We start from the raw sequence: 18,046 nt of genomic DNA, 5'->3' as shown, positions 1-18,046 counted from the left end.
TGTTCAACTGTTCTCAGCCGCGCGTATTACTCGGGCTTAGTGCTTGGGCCAGTGCGCCCACAAGGCCTGCGCATCCACGTTCGGCACCTGCATCAGTTGTCCGGCCGACGTCTGCATGGTGTCCCTCAGCACGAGGGGAGCGAGCAACAGGGCCGACAGGGCAAGGCAGGCCAGCACTTTCAGCGTCAACATGGTCGTCTCCTGATGAGCCGGTGGCGGCGCGGGGATGCGGCGCCTGCCGGTCACTTCAATCGCGTGCGCATATCTTTCATATCCTGCTTGCAGTTTAGTCCACCTGATTGAAACTTCAACTAATTGCTGTGATGCACTGCACCAGTTTGCCTGCCCGCCACGCTGCTATCTGGCGCTATTCTGATGTGGCGCCGTTATCTGGCGCCGCTATGTGGCGCCGTTATCCAGATTTCCTGCGCTTGCGCGGCTGGCCCGCAGCCGGCAGGAAAGAGTCGATCCACACTTGCGTCAATTGCCGGGTATTTTTTGCCGCCTCGCGCTTGACGGCCGCCGTGGCGTGGCCGCGCGCCGTGTTGGCGATGCGGTTGGCGGCGCTCAGATACATGCTCATCCAGGGGTTTTTCATGGCTAGCCTCGCAGAAGTGGGTGGGGGCGGCATGCCTGCCGCCATGTCCCCACTGTAGTCTGCTGGCCATGTTTCACCGTTCGCCGCCGCACACAGGGCGCCGGCAGGCAAGGTGGTTTGATATGCGTCAATACACGTCGCGGCGGTAGCGTCCTGCCGCCAGCAGGGCATCGACGCCATCCTGGCCCAGGATTTCTTGCAGTACAGCATCGATTCCTGCCGCCATGCCTTGCAGGCTGCCGCACACGTAGAGTATCGCTCCCTGTTCCAGCCAGGCGCGCAGTTCCTGCGCACTGGCGCGCAGGCGGTCCTGCACGTATTCGCGCTGGCCAGTCTCGCCATCGCGCGAAAAGACGCGGTCCAGGCGCGCCAGGTGGCCATTGTCGAGCCAGCCTTGCAACTCTTCAGCGCAGATGCTGTCAAACGCTTGCTGGCGTTCACCGAATAGCAGCCAGTTGCGGGCCAGGCCCGCCCGCTGGCGCGCGCGCAAATGCGAGCGCAGGCCCGCCAGGCCGGAGCCGTTGCCGATATAAATGCAGGGCACGTCGACCAGCGCGGGCGCGAAGGCAGGGTTGGCTTGCAGGCGCAGGCGGATGGTGCCGCCCAGCGGGGCGAAGCGCGTGAGCCAGCCGGAGCCGAGGCCGTAGCCCTGCCTGGCGCCATCCGCATGGGTTTCCTGGCGCACCAGCAATTGCAGCTCGCCGTCCGACGGCAGCGAGGCGATCGAGTAGCTGCGCGGGGCGTGGTGGGCGTTGCTGGCCTTGCTGGCGCAATTTGCGTTGCCTGCAGTGCCGACGTTACCATTCTCGCCATCGCTGCCATCGGCATTGCAGGGAATGATTTCAGCCAGCGCGCCCGCTTCCCATGTGGCGCCGGCAGGCATGGCCAGGGTAATTTCATGCAGCTCGCCGCCAGCGCTGCCTGCATTGAGCAGCACGCGGCGCGTCAGGCGCCACTCGGCATAGGACGCTTCTTCCTGCACGCCGATGGCGTCGATGGCGCTGCCGCTGCAGCGGGCCAGCGCTTTGGACCAGTCGGCCAGGGCGGCGGGGTCATGCTTGTCCACTTCGATCAGCGGGAACAGCGCGCGGGCACCCAGCGCGTGCAGCTGACGCGCCAGAGCATGGCCAAAGCCGCAGAACTCGCTGTAATGGCGGTCGCCCAGGGCCAGCATGCCCACTTCCAGGCCGGCCAGAGGCGTGCCCGTGGTCGCTTGCAGCAGGCGCGCGAAGCGGCGCGTGCCGTCCGGCGCCTCGCCTTCGCCAAAGGTGCTGGCGACGATCAGGGCCCGTTCATACTGGCGCAATTGGGCGGGGTCGAACTGGTCCAGCGACTGCACGTCGACGGCCACGCCCGCCTGCTGCAGGGCGCGCGCGCTTTCCAGCGCCAGGCGTTCCGCTTGGCCAGACTGGCTGGCGTAGGCTACCAGGGTCGGCAAACCTGTGTCCGTGTTGCCTGGCGCGCCGGCGCCCAGCATGGCGCGCTGCGCCAGTACGGCCCGTTTGGCCTTGCGCCGGCCCAGGTACAGCATCCAGCCCGTGATGGCGAACAGGGGCAGGCCCAGGCTGGCCAGGGTGACGATGATGCGCCCTGGCAAGCCAAAATACGTGCCCATGTGCAGCGGATAAATGATGTTGACGAGGCGCGAGCCCAGTCCCTGCTGGCTGTATGGTTCGTTTTCCGTGATGCTGCCGTCGGCCGCTGAAATCGCCATGCGGCTGCGCGCCCGCTCGTGTGGCGCATCGCTGGCCAGCCATGTGAATTGCACGGCTTCGCCGGGGCGCGTGGGCAGGCGCACGCTCGATAGCGTCCAGCCGGGAGCGTGTTGCTGGAAGCTGCGCCAGGCCAGGCTGATGTCGATGGCAGCTGCTTCCTGCTTCTCTTTGGGCGGGCCTTTCTTGCCGGGCGCCTGCGCCACGCGGGGCGGCTTGCCGGCCCAGGCGTCGATATTGTCGCGCACCACGTCATAGCTCCAGTAAATGCCCGTCAGGGTCAGTGCGACGTAGACCACCAGGCACCAGGTGCCGGCCACGGCGTGCAAATTCCACAGGAAGGAACGGCCTTTCAGTGCGGGATCAAAGGTCAGCCAGGTGCGCCAGTCCAGCGGACGGCGCGGCCAGCGCAGGTAGAGGCCGGACAATGCCAGGCCCAGCAAACACAGGGCCAGCGCGCCCGCCACTTGCCGGCCAGGGTCGCGCGGCAGCAGCAGCCAGCGGTGCAGGGATTCCGTCCACTCGAAAAATGCCGCGCCCGCCAGCGCCGGCTGGGTGGCGCCCGTGTACGGGTGCATATAAATCGACTCGCCGCGCCGCTGGCCGTTCTTCGGCGCGAAGAACAGACGGGGCGCCGCGCCCGGCTCGGCGTACATGGTGACGGAGGCAACGCGCTGACCATGCTCGGCTGCCGCGATGCTGCCCAGCTGGGCTGGCGTCAGCGCTGCGCGCGTTTCCACGGGCACATGGCGCACCCCAGGATTCATCAAGTCCAGCAATTCATCCTTGAAGGCCAGCGTGGCGCCGCTCAGGCCGATAATCACCAGTACCGTGCCGGCCGTGATGCCGATAAACCAGTGCAGCTGGAACCAGACCTGCTTCCAGTTCCAGTGCCAGCGCCGCTGTTGTGGCGTGGCGGCAGGCTGGCGCTGCTGTTGGCTAGCCGGCGCCGTGTCGGCGCTGGCGCGGGGCAGGGGCAAGGAAGGAGAGGTCGTCATGAATCAGCTTTCGATTGCGCCGCCATGCTGGGCGTCACGCATGGCGGGGAGAAGATGGAAGGCTGACATAGTATCGCAAACGAGAATCATTCGCAAATGAAGCCGCCAAGGCCTGATGGCGCTAAATGGCTACGGAATGCAAAAATGATGAGCTTGATAATTTACATCGCAGTGAAATTGTGTGAAAATGAAAATCATTCTCATTCGTGATTCATTCGTGATCATGCGCTATGCGCAGGCATGCCGATCATGGAGCGTGAGACAGGCTGACCCACTTGGCAGGCAAGTTCGGCAGCCCCTTTGCTCGTTTTCCCGTGTCCACCATTTCTCCCTCCATCGACGTATTCAGTGAGCTGTACAGTAGCCATCACGGCTGGCTGGTCAACTGGCTGTGGCGCAAGCTGGGCTGCCGTGATGGCGCGGCCGATCTGGCGCAGGACACTTTTCTCCGCATGCTGGCCACCGAATCGGCGCACAGCCTGCGCGAACCGCGCGCCTACCTGAGCACGGTGGCCAATGGCTTGCTGGTCAACCACTGGCGCCGCCTGACCCTCGAGCGTACCTTCCTCGCCGCCCTGGCCAGCCGGCCCGAATTGACAGCGCCGTCGCCGGAAGAGCGGGCCCTGGTGGTCGAAGCCCTGTGCCGCATCGATGCCATGCTCGATAACCTGTCGCCACGCGCGCGCCAGGCCTTCCTGCTGGCGCAGCTCGACGGGCTCACCTATGCGCAGATCGCCGGCCAGCTGGAGGTGTCCGAGCGCATGGTGAAAAAATACATGGCGCAAGCCATGCTGCAATGCATGCTGTGCATGGACGATGCGGCCTGAGCCAGCCATGCCGCCAGCGCAGCGATCCTCTGATTACGCCATCTTGCAGGAGGCGGCCGAATGGTTCGCCGTGCTGCGCGGCGACGCTGCCGGGCCTGCCGAGCAGCAAGCCTGGGAACGCTGGCATGCCAAGTCTGCCGCCCATCGCGCCGCCTGGCGCCGGGTGGAAGCCGTCAGCGCCGAATTTCGCCATTTGCCGGGCGAGCCGGCGCGCCAGGCGCTCGACGATGCGGGCCCGCGCAATACTGATGCTTCGCGCCGCAAGCTCGTCAAGGGCTTGCTGGCACTGTGCCTGACAACGGGGCTGGGCGGCGCCATGCTGCTGCGGCGCGACACGCGCAGCTGGGTCGCCAGCCTGAACGCGGCCGAAATGACGCCGGTCGGCACGATACGCGAGCTGGCGCTGGCCGACGGCTCGCAACTGTGGCTCAACACGGCCACCTCGGTCGACATCGATTACAGCGCGCGCCTGCGCCGCATTGCCCTGCACGGCGGCGAAATCTATATTGCCTCCGCGCGCGACCACCAGCGGCCGGCGCGTCCGCTGGTGGTCGACACCGTGCATGGCCGCGTGCGCGCGCTGGGCACGCGTTTCAGCGTGCAGCCGCAAGGCGAACGCACCTTGCTGGCCGTCTACGAGGGCAGCGTCGAGGTCGCGCCCCGCGATGGCGGCGTGCCGCGCATCGTGCCGGCGGGCCAGCAGATCCGCTTTGGCGATGGCGATATCGGCGAGCCATTCGCCGCCGACCCGCATGCGGCCGCCTGGATCGAGTACCGCCTGCAGCCTGAGCAGATGCGGCTCGACGATTTCCTCGCGCAACTGTCGCGCTACCGGCGCGGCCACCTGGGCTGCGCGCCCGAAGTGGCGCACTTGCGCCTGGTGGGCAGTTATCCGCTGGCCGACACGGACCGCATCCTGGCGGCGCTGGAAGCCACTTTGCCCGTCAAGGTCAGGCGCGTGCACGACTGGTGGGTGACGGTGGAAGCCCTGCATCGGCCAGCGCAGAACAAATAAAATATTTTTTCAAAGTCGGTTCCCTTTTTGCACAGTTGTTTGGCAAGGTAGAAGTAACTGCCCTACACAAAAGGAATGCCGTGCCCCTGTCTTTCATTTCCCCGCCGTTTGCCCGCTGCCTGCTGCCATGCTCCATGGCCGCGGTGCTGCTGGCCGCGCCTGCCATGGCGCCGGCGGCGGAGGAGGCCGCGCGCACCTTTCGCATCGCCGCCGCGCCGCTGGGCCAGGCCTTGCGTCAGTTCGCTGGCCAGGCGGGGATCTTGCTGTCGGCCGAAGGCGGCTTGACGCAGGGCAAGCGCAGCACCGGCTTGCACGCCAGCGTGCCCACCAGCCAGGGCTTGCAGCAATTGCTCGCAGGCACCGGCCTGGTGGCCGTGCAGTTGCCGGATGGCAGCTTCATCGTGCGCCTGGCACCCGCGCCCCTGCGCGCCGATGCGGGCGGGGGCGCCGGCCTGCAAGTGCTGGCGCCCGTGACGGTACTGGGCAGCAACGATGCTGGCTACCGCCGCAGCAGCTCGGCGGCCGCCAGCCGCAATGACACGGCCTTGCGCGACACGCCGCAAGCCGTCAGCATCGTCAGCGGCGAACTGATACGCGACCAGGACATGCGCAGCCTGGCCGACGCCATGCGCTACATGCCGGGCGTGGGCACGGCCGCAGGCGAGGGCAACCGCGATACGGCCGTGATGCGCGGCAACAGCTCGACCTCGGATTTTTACCTGGATGGCATGCGCGACGACGTGCAGTACTACCGCGATTTCTACAATATCGAGCGTGTCGAAGCCATCAAGGGAGCGAATGCCATGGTCTTTGGCCGTGGCGGCGGGGGCGGCGTCATCAACCGCGCCACCAAGCAGCCGCAATGGACCAACGGCGGCGACGCCACGGCCAGCCTGGGCAGCTGGCGCAACCGGCGCGCCGCGCTCGACGTGCAGCACGTTGTCGGCAGCGACGTGGCCGTGCGCCTCAACGCCATGGCGGAAAACAGCGACGCGTTTCGCCAGGGCGTCAACGTGCGCCGCAGCGCCATCAATCCCGTCGCCGCCTGGCGCTTGTCGCCGCGCACCACGGTGCTGGCCAGCTATGAGCATTTTCGCGACAACCGCGTGACGGACCGGGGCGTGCCGTCTTACCAGGGGCGGCCGTTCCAGACGGACCCGTCCACCTTCTTCGGCATCGCCGGCAGCAGCCCGTCGTGGGCGTATATCGACGCGCTGGGCGTGACGGTGGAGCACGATCTGGGTGGCGGCGCCAGTGTGCGCAACCGTAGCCGCCTGGCCGATTACGACAAGCTGTACCAGAACGCCTTTCCCGGCCCCGTCAGCGCGGACGGCACCAAGGTAACGGTGCTGGCGTACAACAGCGCCACCCGGCGGCGCAACCTGTTCAACCAGACGGACGTGGAATGGACGCTCGACAGCGGCGCCGTGCGCCACCGCTTGACGGCGGGCCTGGAACTGGGCCGCCAGACGACGGACAATCTGCGCAACACGGGGTATTTCACCACCCTGGGCGACGGCGTCACGCACATCAGCCTGCCCACGGCGCACCCGGTGACGGACTTGCCCGTGACCTTCCGCCCCAGCGCCACGGATGCGGACAACCATGGCGTGGCCGACACGGCCGCCCTGTATCTGCAGGACCAGCTGCGCTTGAGCCCGCAATGGCAGGCGGTGGCGGGCCTGCGCTATGAGCGTTTTGCCGTCGATTTCATCAACAAGCGCAACGGCGCGCGCATCGCCCGCACGGATACGCCGTGGTCGCCCCGTGTGGCCCTCATTTACCAGCCCGTGCCGGCGCTGTCGCTGTATGCCAGCGTCAGCCAGTCTTTTCTGCCGCGCGCGGGCGAGCAGCTGGCGTCGTTGACGCCCAGCAATGCCGTGTTCGAGCCCGAGCGTTTCCGTAACGTGGAAATGGGCGCCAAGTGGGACGTCACGCCGGATCTGATGGCCAGCGCGGCCGTGTACCGCCTGGAGCGCAGCAATGTCGCCGTCACCGACCCTGTCGACACCACGCGCGCCATGCTGGTCGACGGCCAGCGCAGCGAGGGGCTGGAACTGGAAGTCAATGGCAAGGTCCAAGCTGGCTGGAGCATCGTTGGCGGCTATGCCTGGCAAAAAGCCGTGCTGACGGCCACGCAATCGTCCACGGCGCTGGCCGGCGCCACGGTGGCGCACGTGCCCAGGCACAGCCTGTCGCTGTGGAACCGCTACGATTTTTCACCGGTGTGGGGCGCGGCATTGGGCGTGATCGCCCGCAGCGCCGTGTATGCGTCCGTGTCGGATACGGTGGCGCTGCCCGGCTTTACGCGTGTTGACGGCGCCGTCTACTTCAAGCGGCAGGGGAAGTTCCAGCTGCAGCTGAATCTGGAAAACCTGTTGAACAAAAAGTATTACGCCTCAGCCCACAGCAACGACAACATCGCGCCCGGTTCGCCCCGGGCCGTGCGCATGACGGCGCTGTGGCGCTTCTGATTTTGTTGTATCCAAGTTTGCAGTACCAAGTTTGCAGTACCAGGCAATCAATGAGCCAGCCATATTTAATCCATCCGATAGATTGAAAGATAGCAATGACATCGAAAGACACAGCGGGCGTCACCATCCGCAGCCGCAAGCACCACACCACTTCCACGCCGCGCCTGCATGGCACGGCACTGGCCGCGTTTGCCACCCTGGCCATGCCGCTGGCGCTGCACGCGCAAACGACGGACAAGCCGCAGCAATTGCAGGAAGTCAAGGTGGTGGGCACGGCCGAGCGCCTGATCCAGGCGCCGGTCAAATCGGCCAACGACAAGCTGACGGCACCGCTGCTGGACACGCCGAAATCCGTCACCGTGATTCCCGCCGAGATCATTTCGCAAACGGGCGCCGTCTCGCTGACGGATGCGCTGCGCACCGTGCCGGGCATTACCATCGGCGCCGGCGAAGGCGGCAACCCTGTGGGCGACAATCTGTTTATTCGTGGCTACAACGCGCAAACGGATACGTATATCGATGGCATCCGCGACACAGGTTCGCAATCGCGTGAAATCTTTGCGCTGGAACAAATCGAAGTCGTCAAGGGCCCGAACTCGGCCTACGGCGGACGTTCGTCCGCAGGTGGCGGTGTCAACCTGATCAGCAAGACGCCCAAAGCCGACAACTTCAGCAACGCCACCGTGGGCCTGGGCAGCGCCAAGTACCGCCGCGCCACGGCCGACGTGAACCGTGTCATCAGCGATGACGTGGCCGTGCGCCTGAACGTGATGGCGCACGACGCCCACGTTGCCGGCCGCGACTTCATCAATGGCGACCGCTGGGGCATCGCGCCATCGATCACCTTCGGCCTGAAGTCCGCCACGCAGGCGACCCTCAGCTACTACCACATGCAGGCTAGCGAGTTGCCGGATACCGGCTTGCCGTTCAACAACCCGTTCTCGTCCGGTGCCAACGTGTCGAAAAACGGCAACGGCACGCCCGTCAACGTGCCGCGCGATACCTTCTATGGCCTGGTGAACCGCGATTTCCGCGACACGCAGAGCGATATCGGCACCATCGACGTGCGCCACGACTTCGGCAACAAACTGGTGCTGCGCAACGTGACGCGCTACGGCAAGACCAGCAACGACTACGTGTGGACCCAGCCCGACGATTCCAAAGGCAACACCATGCTGTACGGCACCGTCTGGCGCCGCGCCAACACCCGCGTCACCGACACGGACGCGCTGGCCAACGCCACCAGCCTGGGCGGTGAATTGATGAGCGGCACGGTCAAGCATACCTACACGCTGGGCATGGAAATCAGCCGCGAGGAAACGGACCGCAGTTCGTACCTTTTCAAGCCGGGCACGAACAACCTGCTGACCGGCACCACCGCTTGCCCGACCTCGGGCGCCGCCACCGGCTACAACTGCGCGCCGCTGCTCAACCCGAACGCCAACGACCCATGGGTCTACACGCGCTCGGTGTCGCCGGCACGCACCAACGTGGTCACCAACACGCGTTCCGTGTACGCTTTCGACACCTTGGAATTCACGCCGCAATGGCTGTTGAACGTGGGCATCCGCTGGGATGACTACAAGAGCTCCCTGAACACGCCGCAATACACGCTCGACGGCAAGACCACCGCCGCCACCAGCGCCAACGTGCACGCCACGTTCGCCAGCTACCAGGCGGGGCTGGTGTACAAGCCATCGACCAACAGCAGCGTGTATGTTTCCTACGGCACCTCGTCCACGCCGCCGGGCAATGACGGCGGCGACGGCATCGACGGCCTGTCGGTGGCCATCCAGAACCTCAAGCCGCAAGAAAGCAAGAGCTTCGAGCTGGGCACGAAATGGGAAGTATTGCCAGGCGGCCGTTTGTCACTGAGCGGTGCTTATTTCCAGAGCGACATGAGCAATGCGCGCGTGACGGCACCCGATGGCAGCACGCAGAACGTGGGCGACAAGCAAGTCAAGGGTATCGAACTGGGCGTGAGCGGCAACATCACCCGTGAATGGTCGGTCTTCGGCGGCTACACGCACCTGAACGCCATCGTGGAAAACAATGGCTACGTGACGAACGGCGTCGTCAATGGCGTGACGCAATACGCACCGTCGCCGTACAACGGCAACCAGTTCCCGACCACGCCGAAAAACAGCGCATCGCTGTGGACCTCCTACCTGGTGACGCCTGCCATCACCATCGGCGGCGGCGTGAACTATGTCGATAAAGTCTACGCGAACGTGGCCAACAACAAGTATGCGCCGGCCTACACCCGCTTCGACGCCATGGCCAGCTATGTGCTCAGCCGCAACGTGACCCTGCAGCTGAACATCCAGAACCTGACGAACAAGCTGTACTTCGACAAGGTGTCGTCGCCGCATTACGCCGGCGTCGCGCCAGGCCGCTCGGCGACCCTGACGGCCAACATGAAGTTCTGATGTTTTTCAAGTTGATGTAGCGCAAGGCGCCGTTTCAGTGACTGAAACGGCGCTTTTTTCATTTTACGGTTCCCTTTTGAGCTTCTCGCTTGGCAATGTCAGTAGAGCAGAACGCAGAAGCGGAGCATTCCATGCAAGACATTCACCCGCAGGACAATGGCCGCGTGTTCGAACGCCTGCGCACCGTGCGCCTGCGCCCGACCAGCGCGCGCATCTGCATCCTGCAGGTGCTGGCCGGCACGCAGCGGCAGGCGATGAATGCGGACAGCATTTATCAGCAACTGCTGCACATCGGCATGTCCGTGAGCCTGGGCACGATCTACCGCGTGCTGAAGGAAATGGAAGGGGCGGGCTTGCTGCTGCGCGAGCGCGAGGCCAGCGCCAGCGGCAACAAGGCCCGCTATTTGATCAAGCCCGACCAGGTCGAGGCGGACAGCTGCTACCTCGTGTGCCGGGTCTGCGAACGCAGCGTGCTGGTGCAGGACGCGCCGCTGGTGGAGCAGTTGCGCCAGGCGGCGGCCACCTACGGCATGGAAATTGGCGCGCACGTGATTTCCGTGCAAATGCGCTGCAGCCATTGCTCTGGGGAAGCGCAGGCAGGGCGGGGCAAGGGCTTGCGCCCCGGCTGACGCAGACGTTGGCTTGCTGCGCTGCAACAGCAGAGGTGGGCGCTTGCACTCCTCGCCTGGCGGATTAGGCGCTACAATAGGGCACCTCTTTACTCTCCACTCGTTTCTTGCTGCCATGACCACTTCCACACCGAATCTTGTCGTCACCCCATCCGCCCACCCCTTGTCCGATAGCGAACGCGCCGCGCGCATGGTCAGCCCGGCGTTTGGCCGCATCTTCACCGACCACATGGTGGTGATTCCTTACCGCGACGGCAAGTGGCAGCAAGGCGAACTGAAAGCTTACGGCCCGCTGATGCTGGACCCGTCCGCTTCGTCGCTGCACTACGGCCAGGCCATCTTCGAAGGCTATAAGGCGTTTGCCCAGCCGGATGGCAGCATCAAGACGTTCCGTCCGGAACAAAATGCCGAGCGCTTCAACCGCAGCGCCGCGCGCCTGGCCATGCCGGCCATTCCTGTCGAGCTGTTCCTGGAAGCGGGCGACGCGCTGATCGCGCAAGACCGCAACTGGGTGCCGAAGAACACGGGCGAAAGCCTGTACATGCGTCCGCTGATGATCGCCACCGACCCTTACCTGGGCGTGCGTCCGTCGGAAGAATACCTGTTCGTGCTGTTCGCCTCGCCGGCTGGCGCCTATTTCCCGAAAGGCGTGAAGCCTGTCACCGTGTGGATCAGCGAAGACTTCGTGCGCGCCGCGCCAGGCGGCACCGGTGAAGCCAAGTGCGCGGGCAACTACGCGGCCAGCCTGATGGCCCAGTCGCAAGCACAGGAAAAGGGCTGCGACCAGGTCGTCTGGCTGGACGCCGTGCACCGCGAATTCATCGAAGAAATGGGCGGCATGAATCTGTTCTTCGTCTACAAGGATGGCGAAAAGATCACCGTCGTGACGCCGGAATTGACGGGCACCCTGTTGCCAGGCATTACCCGCCGCAGCCTGCTGGAAATGGCGAAAGACCTCGGCTATGCGACGGAAGAGCGTAAATTGTCCGTCCAGCAATGGCGCGACGACATCGCCTCGGGCCGCATGACCGAAGTGTTCGCCTGCGGCACGGCCGCCGTCATCACCCCGGTGGGCGTGGCCAAGGCCAACGGCTTTGAAATGACCATCAACAACAATGAAAACGGCGCCGTCACCCTTGCCCTGCGCGAAGCGCTGCTGGGCTTGCAGCATGGCACGGCGGCCGATACGCATGGCTGGATGCACAAGGTCTGCTGATAAATGTCACCTGACCAAACCTGCTGCGCGTCGCGCTTTGCGGCTGGCGATGCTCACCGTACTACAGTACGGTTGCGCTTCTCGGCCACAAATCACTGCCGCTCGCTACGCTTTTGCCAGGTGTCGTGACTGATGTTTTCGCTCTGATTGCGCCGGCACTGTGTTGCCGGCGTTTTATATTCTGAAAGGGAAACCTGATGCAATTCCGAACTGTCTTGCCCGCGCTGGCCGCCGTTTTCCTCAGCCTGTCCGCCAGCGCCGCCCACGCGGCCGACGCCAGCTGCGCCATTCCCCGCAACGTCAGCTACGTCGATTACGACGTGAAACCGTCGGACGAGAAAAACACCTGCTACAAGCAAAACACCAACGTGCCCACCGATCATTTCATGCTGGCGCTGTCGTGGTCGCCGGGCTTTTGCGACAGCCAGCGCCGCCGTGGCGAAGTGTCGAAGAAGGCCGCCTTCCAGTGCGCCGAGAGCAATCACTTCGGCTGGATCGTACATGGCTTGTGGGCGCAGTCGGACAACCCGGCCACCTGCGAAGACATTTCCGTGACGCCGCCGCGCAAGACGGACTTGCATCCGCGCTACTGCAAGGGCAATTTGCCGAAACTGGCGCCGTCGGACATCCTGCCGTATATGTGCATGCAGCCGGGCGAAGCCTTGCTGCAGGGCGAGTGGGAAAAACATGGCGCCTGCGACTTCGACACGGCCAAGCAGTATTTCGAGAAGGAACGCGAACTGTTCCAGGCCTTGAAGTTGCCGGACACCACCATGCCAAAGAACGAACTGTTCCAGTGGATGAAGCAGCACAACCCGCAGCTGAAAGGCCGCTGGCTCGGCTATGAGAAGCACTCGGGCGAATTGCGCATCTGCTACTCGAAGGACTTCAAGGTCATCGATTGCAAGAAATAACGTTCCCGTAGTCATCCGATAACAGGCCGGCCGGCTGCCGGCAGACTGCGTTCATCCATGCTAGTGTGTTGCCTGCGGCCATATTGCTGGCAGTACCAACAAGAAGATGCCCGGCGCAGGCGTTGCCGGCGGCGCGGCATGGCATTCGTATCGGATAGATGATGTTCAAGCAAAACAGGGCGCAGCCCTTCCTCGTGGGCGAGGACGGCTTGCCGCCCAATGCCCGTTTGTGGGCCATGCTGTCGCTGGCCATCGGCGTGGGCATGGCTTCGCTCGATACGGCGATCGCCAACACGGCCTTGCCGGCCATCGCCAGCGAGCTGCACACCACCCCGGCCGCTTCCGTCTGGATCGTGAATGTGTACCAGCTGGCCATGGTGGCAACCTTGCTGCCGTTTTCCGCCCTCGGCGAAATCGTTGGCTACCGCCGCGTGTTTATCTCCGGCCTGTTCCTGTTTACCCTGGCCTCGCTGGCCTGCGCGCTGGCCTGGTCCTTGCCGTCGCTGGTGGTGGCGCGCCTGTTCCAGGGTGTCGGCGCCAGTGCCATGATGAGCGTCAATACGGCGCTGCTGCGCGCGCTGTATCCCAAGCATCTGCTGGGCCGTGCGTTTGGCAACAATGCGCTGGTGGTGGCCGTCGCGTTCGCCATCGGTCCCACGGCCGCTTCCCTGATCCTGGCGACGGCGTCATGGCCGTGGCTGTTCGCCATCAACGTGCCGCTGGGCGTGCTTGGCTTCTTCCTGGCCAGCCGCATGCTGCCGGCCACCAGGCTGTCCGGCCACACGCTCGATGCGCGCACGGCGCTGTACAACGTGGGCGCCTTCGGCCTGCTGATCCTGCTGTTTGGCGACGCCGCCCATCACGCGTCACTGTCGACCTTGCTGCCGGAACTGCTGGCCGTGGCGGTCTTCTTTATCCTGCTGCTGCGCCGCCAGGCGGGGCATGCGGCGCCCATGCTGCCCGTCGACCTGTTCCGTCGCCCGCTGTTCCTGCTGTCCTCGCTGACGGCCATCTGCACGTTTGCCGCGCAGGGCCTGGCCTTCGTGTCTTTGCCGTTCTATTTTGAAGTGACATTGGGCCGCTCGCCCGTGGAGACGGGATTTTTGATGACGCCATGGGCCGTGCTGGTGGCCGTGATGGCGCCCGTGGCCGGACGGTTGAGCGACCGTTATTCCCCAGGCGTGCTGGGCGGCATCGGCCTGGCGGCGCTGGCTGGCGGCTTGCTGACCCTGGTATGGATACCGGCGCAGCCCAGCGCCTTTGACATCGGCTGGCGCATGGCCGTGTGCGGCATCGGCTTCGGCTTTTTCCAGGCGCCCAACCTGAAAGCCATCATGGGCAGCGCGCCGCCCGAGCGGGCCGGCGGCGCCAGCGGCGTGGTGGCCACTTCGCGCCTGATCGGCCAGGCCACGGGCGCGGCGCTGGTCGCCTATTGCTTCACGGTCTCCGCCACCCGGGGCACGACGTTTGCGCTGTGCCTGGCGGCAGGGTTTGCCGCTGTGGCCAGCGTGGCCAGCTTCTCGCGCCTGGTGGTGGCGCAGCCGGCGTGGCTTGCCGGCAAGCGCGACTGAGCGATCGCGGCCGTCAGACGTCGATGGCCTTGTCGGACTGCATGCGCTTGCGCAGTTCGAACTTCTGGATCTTGCCCGTCGACGTGCGGGGCAGGGGGCCGAAATAAATGGCTTTCGGCACCTTGAATCCGGCCAGGTTGTTCTTGCAAAAGGCGATCAGCTCCGCTTCCGTCACCGTGCCGCCTTCGCGCAATTCCACAAACGCGCATGGCGTTTCGCCCCATTTTTCATCGGGCTGGGCGATGACGGCGGCGGCCAGCACTTGCGGATGGTGATATAGCGCGTCTTCCACTTCCACGCTGGAAATGTTCTCGCCGCCGGAGATGATGATGTCCTTGCTGCGGTCCTTCAGCTTGATATAGCCGTCCGGATACATCACGCCCAGGTCGCCCGTGTGGAACCAGCCGCCCGCGAACGCTTCCTGCGTGGCCTTTTCATTTTTCAGATAGCCTTTCATGCAGATGTTGCCACGGAACATGATCTCGCCGATCTGTTCGCCGTCGGCCGCCACCGGCTGCATGGTGTCCGGATCGAGCACGGCCACGGCGCTTTGCAGATGGTAGCGCACGCCCTGGCGCGACTTTAAAACGGCGCGCTCTTCCTGCGACAGCGCGGCCCATTCATCCTGCTCGGCGCAAATGGCGGCCGGGCCATACACTTCCGTCAAGCCATACGAGTGGATCAAGTCGAAACCCATGGCTTCGATCTTCGCCACCATGGCCGCTGGCGGCGGCGCGCCGGCCACCATGCCGCGCACGGTCCAGTCGATTCCTTCGCGCCAGTTGGCGGGCGCATTGGCCAGGGCCGCGTGGACGATGGGTGCGGCGCAATAATGGGTGATGCGCAGTTCACGCATCAGGTCGAACACCAGCTTGGGTTCGAACTTGCGCAGGCACACGTTCACGCCCGCGCGCGCGGCAACCGTCCACGGGAAGCACCAGCCGTTGCAGTGGAACATGGGCAAGGTCCACAGATACACGGCATGCTTGGGCATGTCCCATTCCAGGATGTTCGACAGGGCGTTCAAGGCCGCGCCACGGTGGTGGTAGACCACGCCTTTCGGATCGCCCGTGGTGCCGGACGTGTAGTTGAGGGCGATGGCATCCCATTCATCGGCGGGCGGCTGCCAGTCATACTCGGGGTCGCCGCTGGCCAGCAAGGCTTCATAGTCGAGCTCGGCGAAGGCGTCCACTTCCGGGCCCAGCACATCGTTGACCTGGATCACGCGCAAGCCGGGAATTTGCGCTGCCATCTGGCGCGCCAGTTCCGCGAATTCCGTGTCGGCCAGCAAGACTTTCGCCTGGCCATGACGCAGCATGAAGGTCAGCGAGGCCAGGTCGAGGCGGATATTCAGGGCATTGAGCACGGCGCCGGCCATGGGCACGCCAAAGCTCGCTTCCACCATGGCGGGCGTGTTCGGCAGCATCACGGCTACCGTATCGCCCGTGCCCACGCCCAGCTTGACGAGTCCTGAGGCCAGGCGGCGCGTGCGCGCATATGTCTCGCGCCAGCTCTGGCGCACGGCGCCATGTGCAATTGCCAGGCGATTGCCATATACTGCGGCTGCCCTGGCGATATAGTCGAGCGGGGTCAGGGCCGCGTAGTTGGCGCTGTTTTTGCCGAGGCCGGTGTTGAAATCAGCTGTCATGCTTGTCTCCTGGTAAAAGAATCTGGTAGCTCCCTGTTTCGGGATTGATAGGGCTTAGCATAGCACCGGCGCTGGAAAATCACTGTCATCTTAGTGACAGCTGCGGTGTGAAACTGAAGGATGGAATGGATAGCAGCGATAGTGTAGACCGTGCGGTGCCTGAACTCGACAGCCACGAGTGGTTCACGGCCCTCGACAGCGGGCATCAGGCCCTGTTGCGTGGCGGCAGCGTGATCCGGCATGTCGAGGCGGGCGCCTTCATTGCGCGGCGCGGCGAGCCGTCGCAGCACTGGATCGGCGTGCACACGGGCTTGATCAAGCTGGCTGTCTACAACGCCGATGGGCGCGGCGCCACGTTTTCCGGCGTGCCGGCCGGCGGCTGGAGCGGCGAGGGAAGCGTGCTCAAGCGCGAATTGCGCCGCTACGACGTGGTGGCCGTGCGCGCTTCCGATATCATCCTCGTGCCGGTGGAGCTGTTTCATCTGCTGCTGGCGGAAAGCCTCTCCTTCAATGCCTTCGTGATCCGCCAGCTGAACGAGCGCATGGGGCAATTCATCGCCACCATCCAGAACCAGCGCCTGCTGGCCGTCGACGCGCAAGTGGCGCAGGCGATCGCGCAACTGTTCCACCCCATGCTATATCCGCGCACGTCCCGCGTGCTTGAGCTGTCGCAGGAAGAGATCGGCATGCTGACGGGCATCTCGCGCCAGCGCGTGAACCTGGCGCTGGGCCGGCTGGCCGAGCTGAACCTGATCAATATCGCCTACCAGTCCATCCGCGTGGTAGACCTCGGCGGCTTGCGCCGCTACGGCGTGGCGTCGCTGTGATGACAGACGGCTTGCGCGATGTGTGGCATGCTGGCGCCTGGTTCATGACATTGACTTGACGCATGGCACTCGTTTCCGACCATCCCTTGCACTTGCTGGGCTTGCGCTTTCCGCTCAGGCTGCGCGTGACCGTGCGCCAGGGATTTGTTACCCTGCATAATGAAATCACCACCAAGAAACTCGGCAGCGGCGACAGCTTCGTCGTGCCCGCGTTCCTGCGTTTCGCTTGCGACGTGATGCCGGGACGCGGCAAGCCTGCCGTGTTCACCCTGGCGCTGGAAGCGGAGGAAACGCCGGAGTGCCATGGCGGCGGCAAGCGCTGGAGCCAGGCGCTGGCGCAGCATATCTTTCACTCGCCGCAAGGCAAGTGGACGGCGGCGCGCCTGGCCGCCCTGTGGCAAGTGACGCCGCACAAGGCGCGGGCGCGGCTGTTTGCGGAAGGCGAAGCCTTGCTGAGCCTGGTACGCGAACAGCGACTGGCGCACGCGCTGCACACGGCCGCGCAGGCCGGCGGCGAAGGTGAGGGAGAAGACGAGGGCGAAGGTGAGGGCGGTACGGCGCGCGACCTGGCGCAAGTGGCGGCCGGCTCCGGTTTCGCCTCGATTCCCGCGTTTTGCGATGCCTGCGTGGACGTGGCCGGCGTGCGCCCCAGCCTGTTCCTGCGCGGGCAAGGCGGCGTGTCCGCCCGCGTCTCCAGCGCCGCGCCCGGATAGCCATACTCCGCTATAATCGTGGGCATGGGACAATTCTTGAAGCGCAAACAGTGGCATATGTGGTTCGCCTGCCTGGCGATACTGCTCAATGCGCTGTCGCCATCCCTGTCGTACGCGTTTGCCTCCCTGCACGCGAACGCCAACGGTGCGTCCATCGAAATCTGTTCGGCCAGCGGCGCCGTGTACACGCAAGCCGACCTGGCATCCGCCTTCAAGACGGCCAAATCCACCACCGATTCCGTGCTGCACCACATCGAGCATTGCCCGTTTTGCATGAACCATGCGGGCAGCGCGGGCTTGCCGCCACCGCTGTCCGCGCCGCTGGCCGTTGTCACGGGCCACGATGCCTACCCACCGCTGTTTTACCAGGCGCCGCAAGCGCAGTTTGCCTGGCTTGGCGCCAGCCCGCGCGGCCCGCCGTCCCTGGCTTGATTCCAGCTGTCCTGCCTGCCGTCCTGCGGTAGCCAATCTACGT

15 protein-coding genes are annotated in these 18,046 nt (G+C 64.7%); 11 read left to right on the top strand and 4 right to left on the bottom strand.

What is annotated here, in order from left to right; all coding sequences use genetic code 11:
- Positions 1-36: 36 nt before the first annotated feature.
- The 3 genes from ACQ4WR_RS09955 to ACQ4WR_RS09945 form a co-directional block, all read right to left on the bottom strand.
- Positions 37-192, bottom strand: coding sequence for a hypothetical protein (locus ACQ4WR_RS09955; protein ID WP_180979589.1), 156 nt, complete (start codon positions 190-192; stop codon positions 37-39).
- A gap of 220 nt (positions 193-412) precedes the next feature.
- On the bottom strand, positions 413-598 hold the full coding sequence (locus ACQ4WR_RS09950) for a hypothetical protein (RefSeq protein WP_102298694.1): 186 nt from the start codon (positions 596-598) through the stop codon (positions 413-415).
- A gap of 127 nt (positions 599-725) precedes the next feature.
- A complete protein-coding gene (locus ACQ4WR_RS09945) occupies positions 726-3,308 on the bottom strand; it encodes a PepSY domain-containing protein (RefSeq protein ID WP_436486965.1) in 2,583 nt (860 codons plus the stop codon).
- Positions 3,309-3,622: 314 nt separating this feature from the next.
- Between ACQ4WR_RS09945 and ACQ4WR_RS09940 the strand changes: the two genes are divergently transcribed.
- The 8 genes from ACQ4WR_RS09940 to ACQ4WR_RS09905 all read left to right on the top strand — a co-directional run bounded on the left by ACQ4WR_RS09940 (position 3,623) and on the right by ACQ4WR_RS09905 (position 14,383).
- Positions 3,623-4,135 (top strand): sigma-70 family RNA polymerase sigma factor, encoded by a 513-nt coding sequence (locus tag ACQ4WR_RS09940; RefSeq protein WP_102298704.1) that lies wholly within the window; start codon positions 3,623-3,625, stop codon positions 4,133-4,135.
- 7 nt (positions 4,136-4,142) lie between these two features.
- Positions 4,143-5,150: a FecR domain-containing protein gene (locus tag ACQ4WR_RS09935; protein ID WP_436486963.1), complete on the top strand. Its 1,008-nt coding sequence runs from the start codon at positions 4,143-4,145 to the stop codon at positions 5,148-5,150.
- Between the two features lie 80 nt (positions 5,151-5,230).
- Positions 5,231-7,624, top strand: a complete 2,394-nt coding sequence (locus ACQ4WR_RS09930) for a TonB-dependent siderophore receptor (RefSeq protein ID WP_436486962.1) — start codon at positions 5,231-5,233, stop codon at positions 7,622-7,624.
- A gap of 95 nt (positions 7,625-7,719) precedes the next feature.
- Entirely contained in the window at positions 7,720-10,053 is a 2,334-nt protein-coding gene (locus ACQ4WR_RS09925; RefSeq protein WP_436486961.1) for a TonB-dependent receptor, read from the top strand.
- Positions 10,054-10,184: 131 nt separating this feature from the next.
- Positions 10,185-10,682 carry a Fur family transcriptional regulator gene (locus tag ACQ4WR_RS09920; protein ID WP_436486960.1) on the top strand — a complete coding sequence of 166 codons (498 nt, stop codon included), beginning with the start codon at positions 10,185-10,187 and terminating at the stop codon, positions 10,680-10,682.
- A gap of 115 nt (positions 10,683-10,797) precedes the next feature.
- Positions 10,798-11,898 (top strand): branched-chain amino acid aminotransferase, encoded by a 1,101-nt coding sequence (locus tag ACQ4WR_RS09915; RefSeq protein ID WP_436486959.1) that lies wholly within the window; start codon positions 10,798-10,800, stop codon positions 11,896-11,898.
- A 197-nt stretch (positions 11,899-12,095) separates the two neighbouring features.
- Positions 12,096-12,812 (top strand): ribonuclease T2 family protein, encoded by a 717-nt coding sequence (locus ACQ4WR_RS09910; RefSeq protein WP_436486957.1) that lies wholly within the window; start codon positions 12,096-12,098, stop codon positions 12,810-12,812.
- 161 nt (positions 12,813-12,973) lie between these two features.
- A complete protein-coding gene (locus ACQ4WR_RS09905) occupies positions 12,974-14,383 on the top strand; it encodes an MFS transporter (protein WP_436486955.1) in 1,410 nt (469 codons plus the stop codon).
- A gap of 13 nt (positions 14,384-14,396) precedes the next feature.
- Here ACQ4WR_RS09905 and ACQ4WR_RS09900 read toward each other — a convergent pair whose 3' ends face one another.
- The gene (locus ACQ4WR_RS09900) at positions 14,397-16,031 is read right to left on the bottom strand and encodes an acyl-CoA synthetase (protein WP_436486953.1); all 1,635 of its coding nucleotides are present in this window, start codon (positions 16,029-16,031) and stop codon (positions 14,397-14,399) included.
- A 125-nt stretch (positions 16,032-16,156) separates the two neighbouring features.
- On the opposite strand from ACQ4WR_RS09900, the gene ACQ4WR_RS09895 reads away from it, so the two are divergent.
- The 3 genes from ACQ4WR_RS09895 (at position 16,157) to ACQ4WR_RS09885 (ending at position 18,003) form a co-directional block, all read left to right on the top strand.
- Positions 16,157-16,858, top strand: a complete 702-nt coding sequence (locus tag ACQ4WR_RS09895) for a Crp/Fnr family transcriptional regulator (protein ID WP_436486951.1) — start codon at positions 16,157-16,159, stop codon at positions 16,856-16,858.
- A gap of 62 nt (positions 16,859-16,920) precedes the next feature.
- Entirely contained in the window at positions 16,921-17,571 is a 651-nt protein-coding gene (locus ACQ4WR_RS09890; RefSeq protein WP_102298677.1) for a helix-turn-helix domain-containing protein, read from the top strand.
- A 36-nt stretch (positions 17,572-17,607) separates the two neighbouring features.
- Positions 17,608-18,003, top strand: coding sequence for a DUF2946 domain-containing protein (locus tag ACQ4WR_RS09885; RefSeq protein ID WP_436486949.1), 396 nt, complete (start codon positions 17,608-17,610; stop codon positions 18,001-18,003).
- Positions 18,004-18,046: the final 43 nt, after the last annotated feature.

It is taken from the genome of Janthinobacterium amylolyticum, assembly GCF_051380655.1.
In the GTDB taxonomy this organism is placed as follows: domain Bacteria; phylum Pseudomonadota; class Gammaproteobacteria; order Burkholderiales; family Burkholderiaceae_D; genus Janthinobacterium.
Note: the sequence above shows the minus strand (reverse complement) of the source record. Positions and strands in the feature narration are given on the sequence as shown.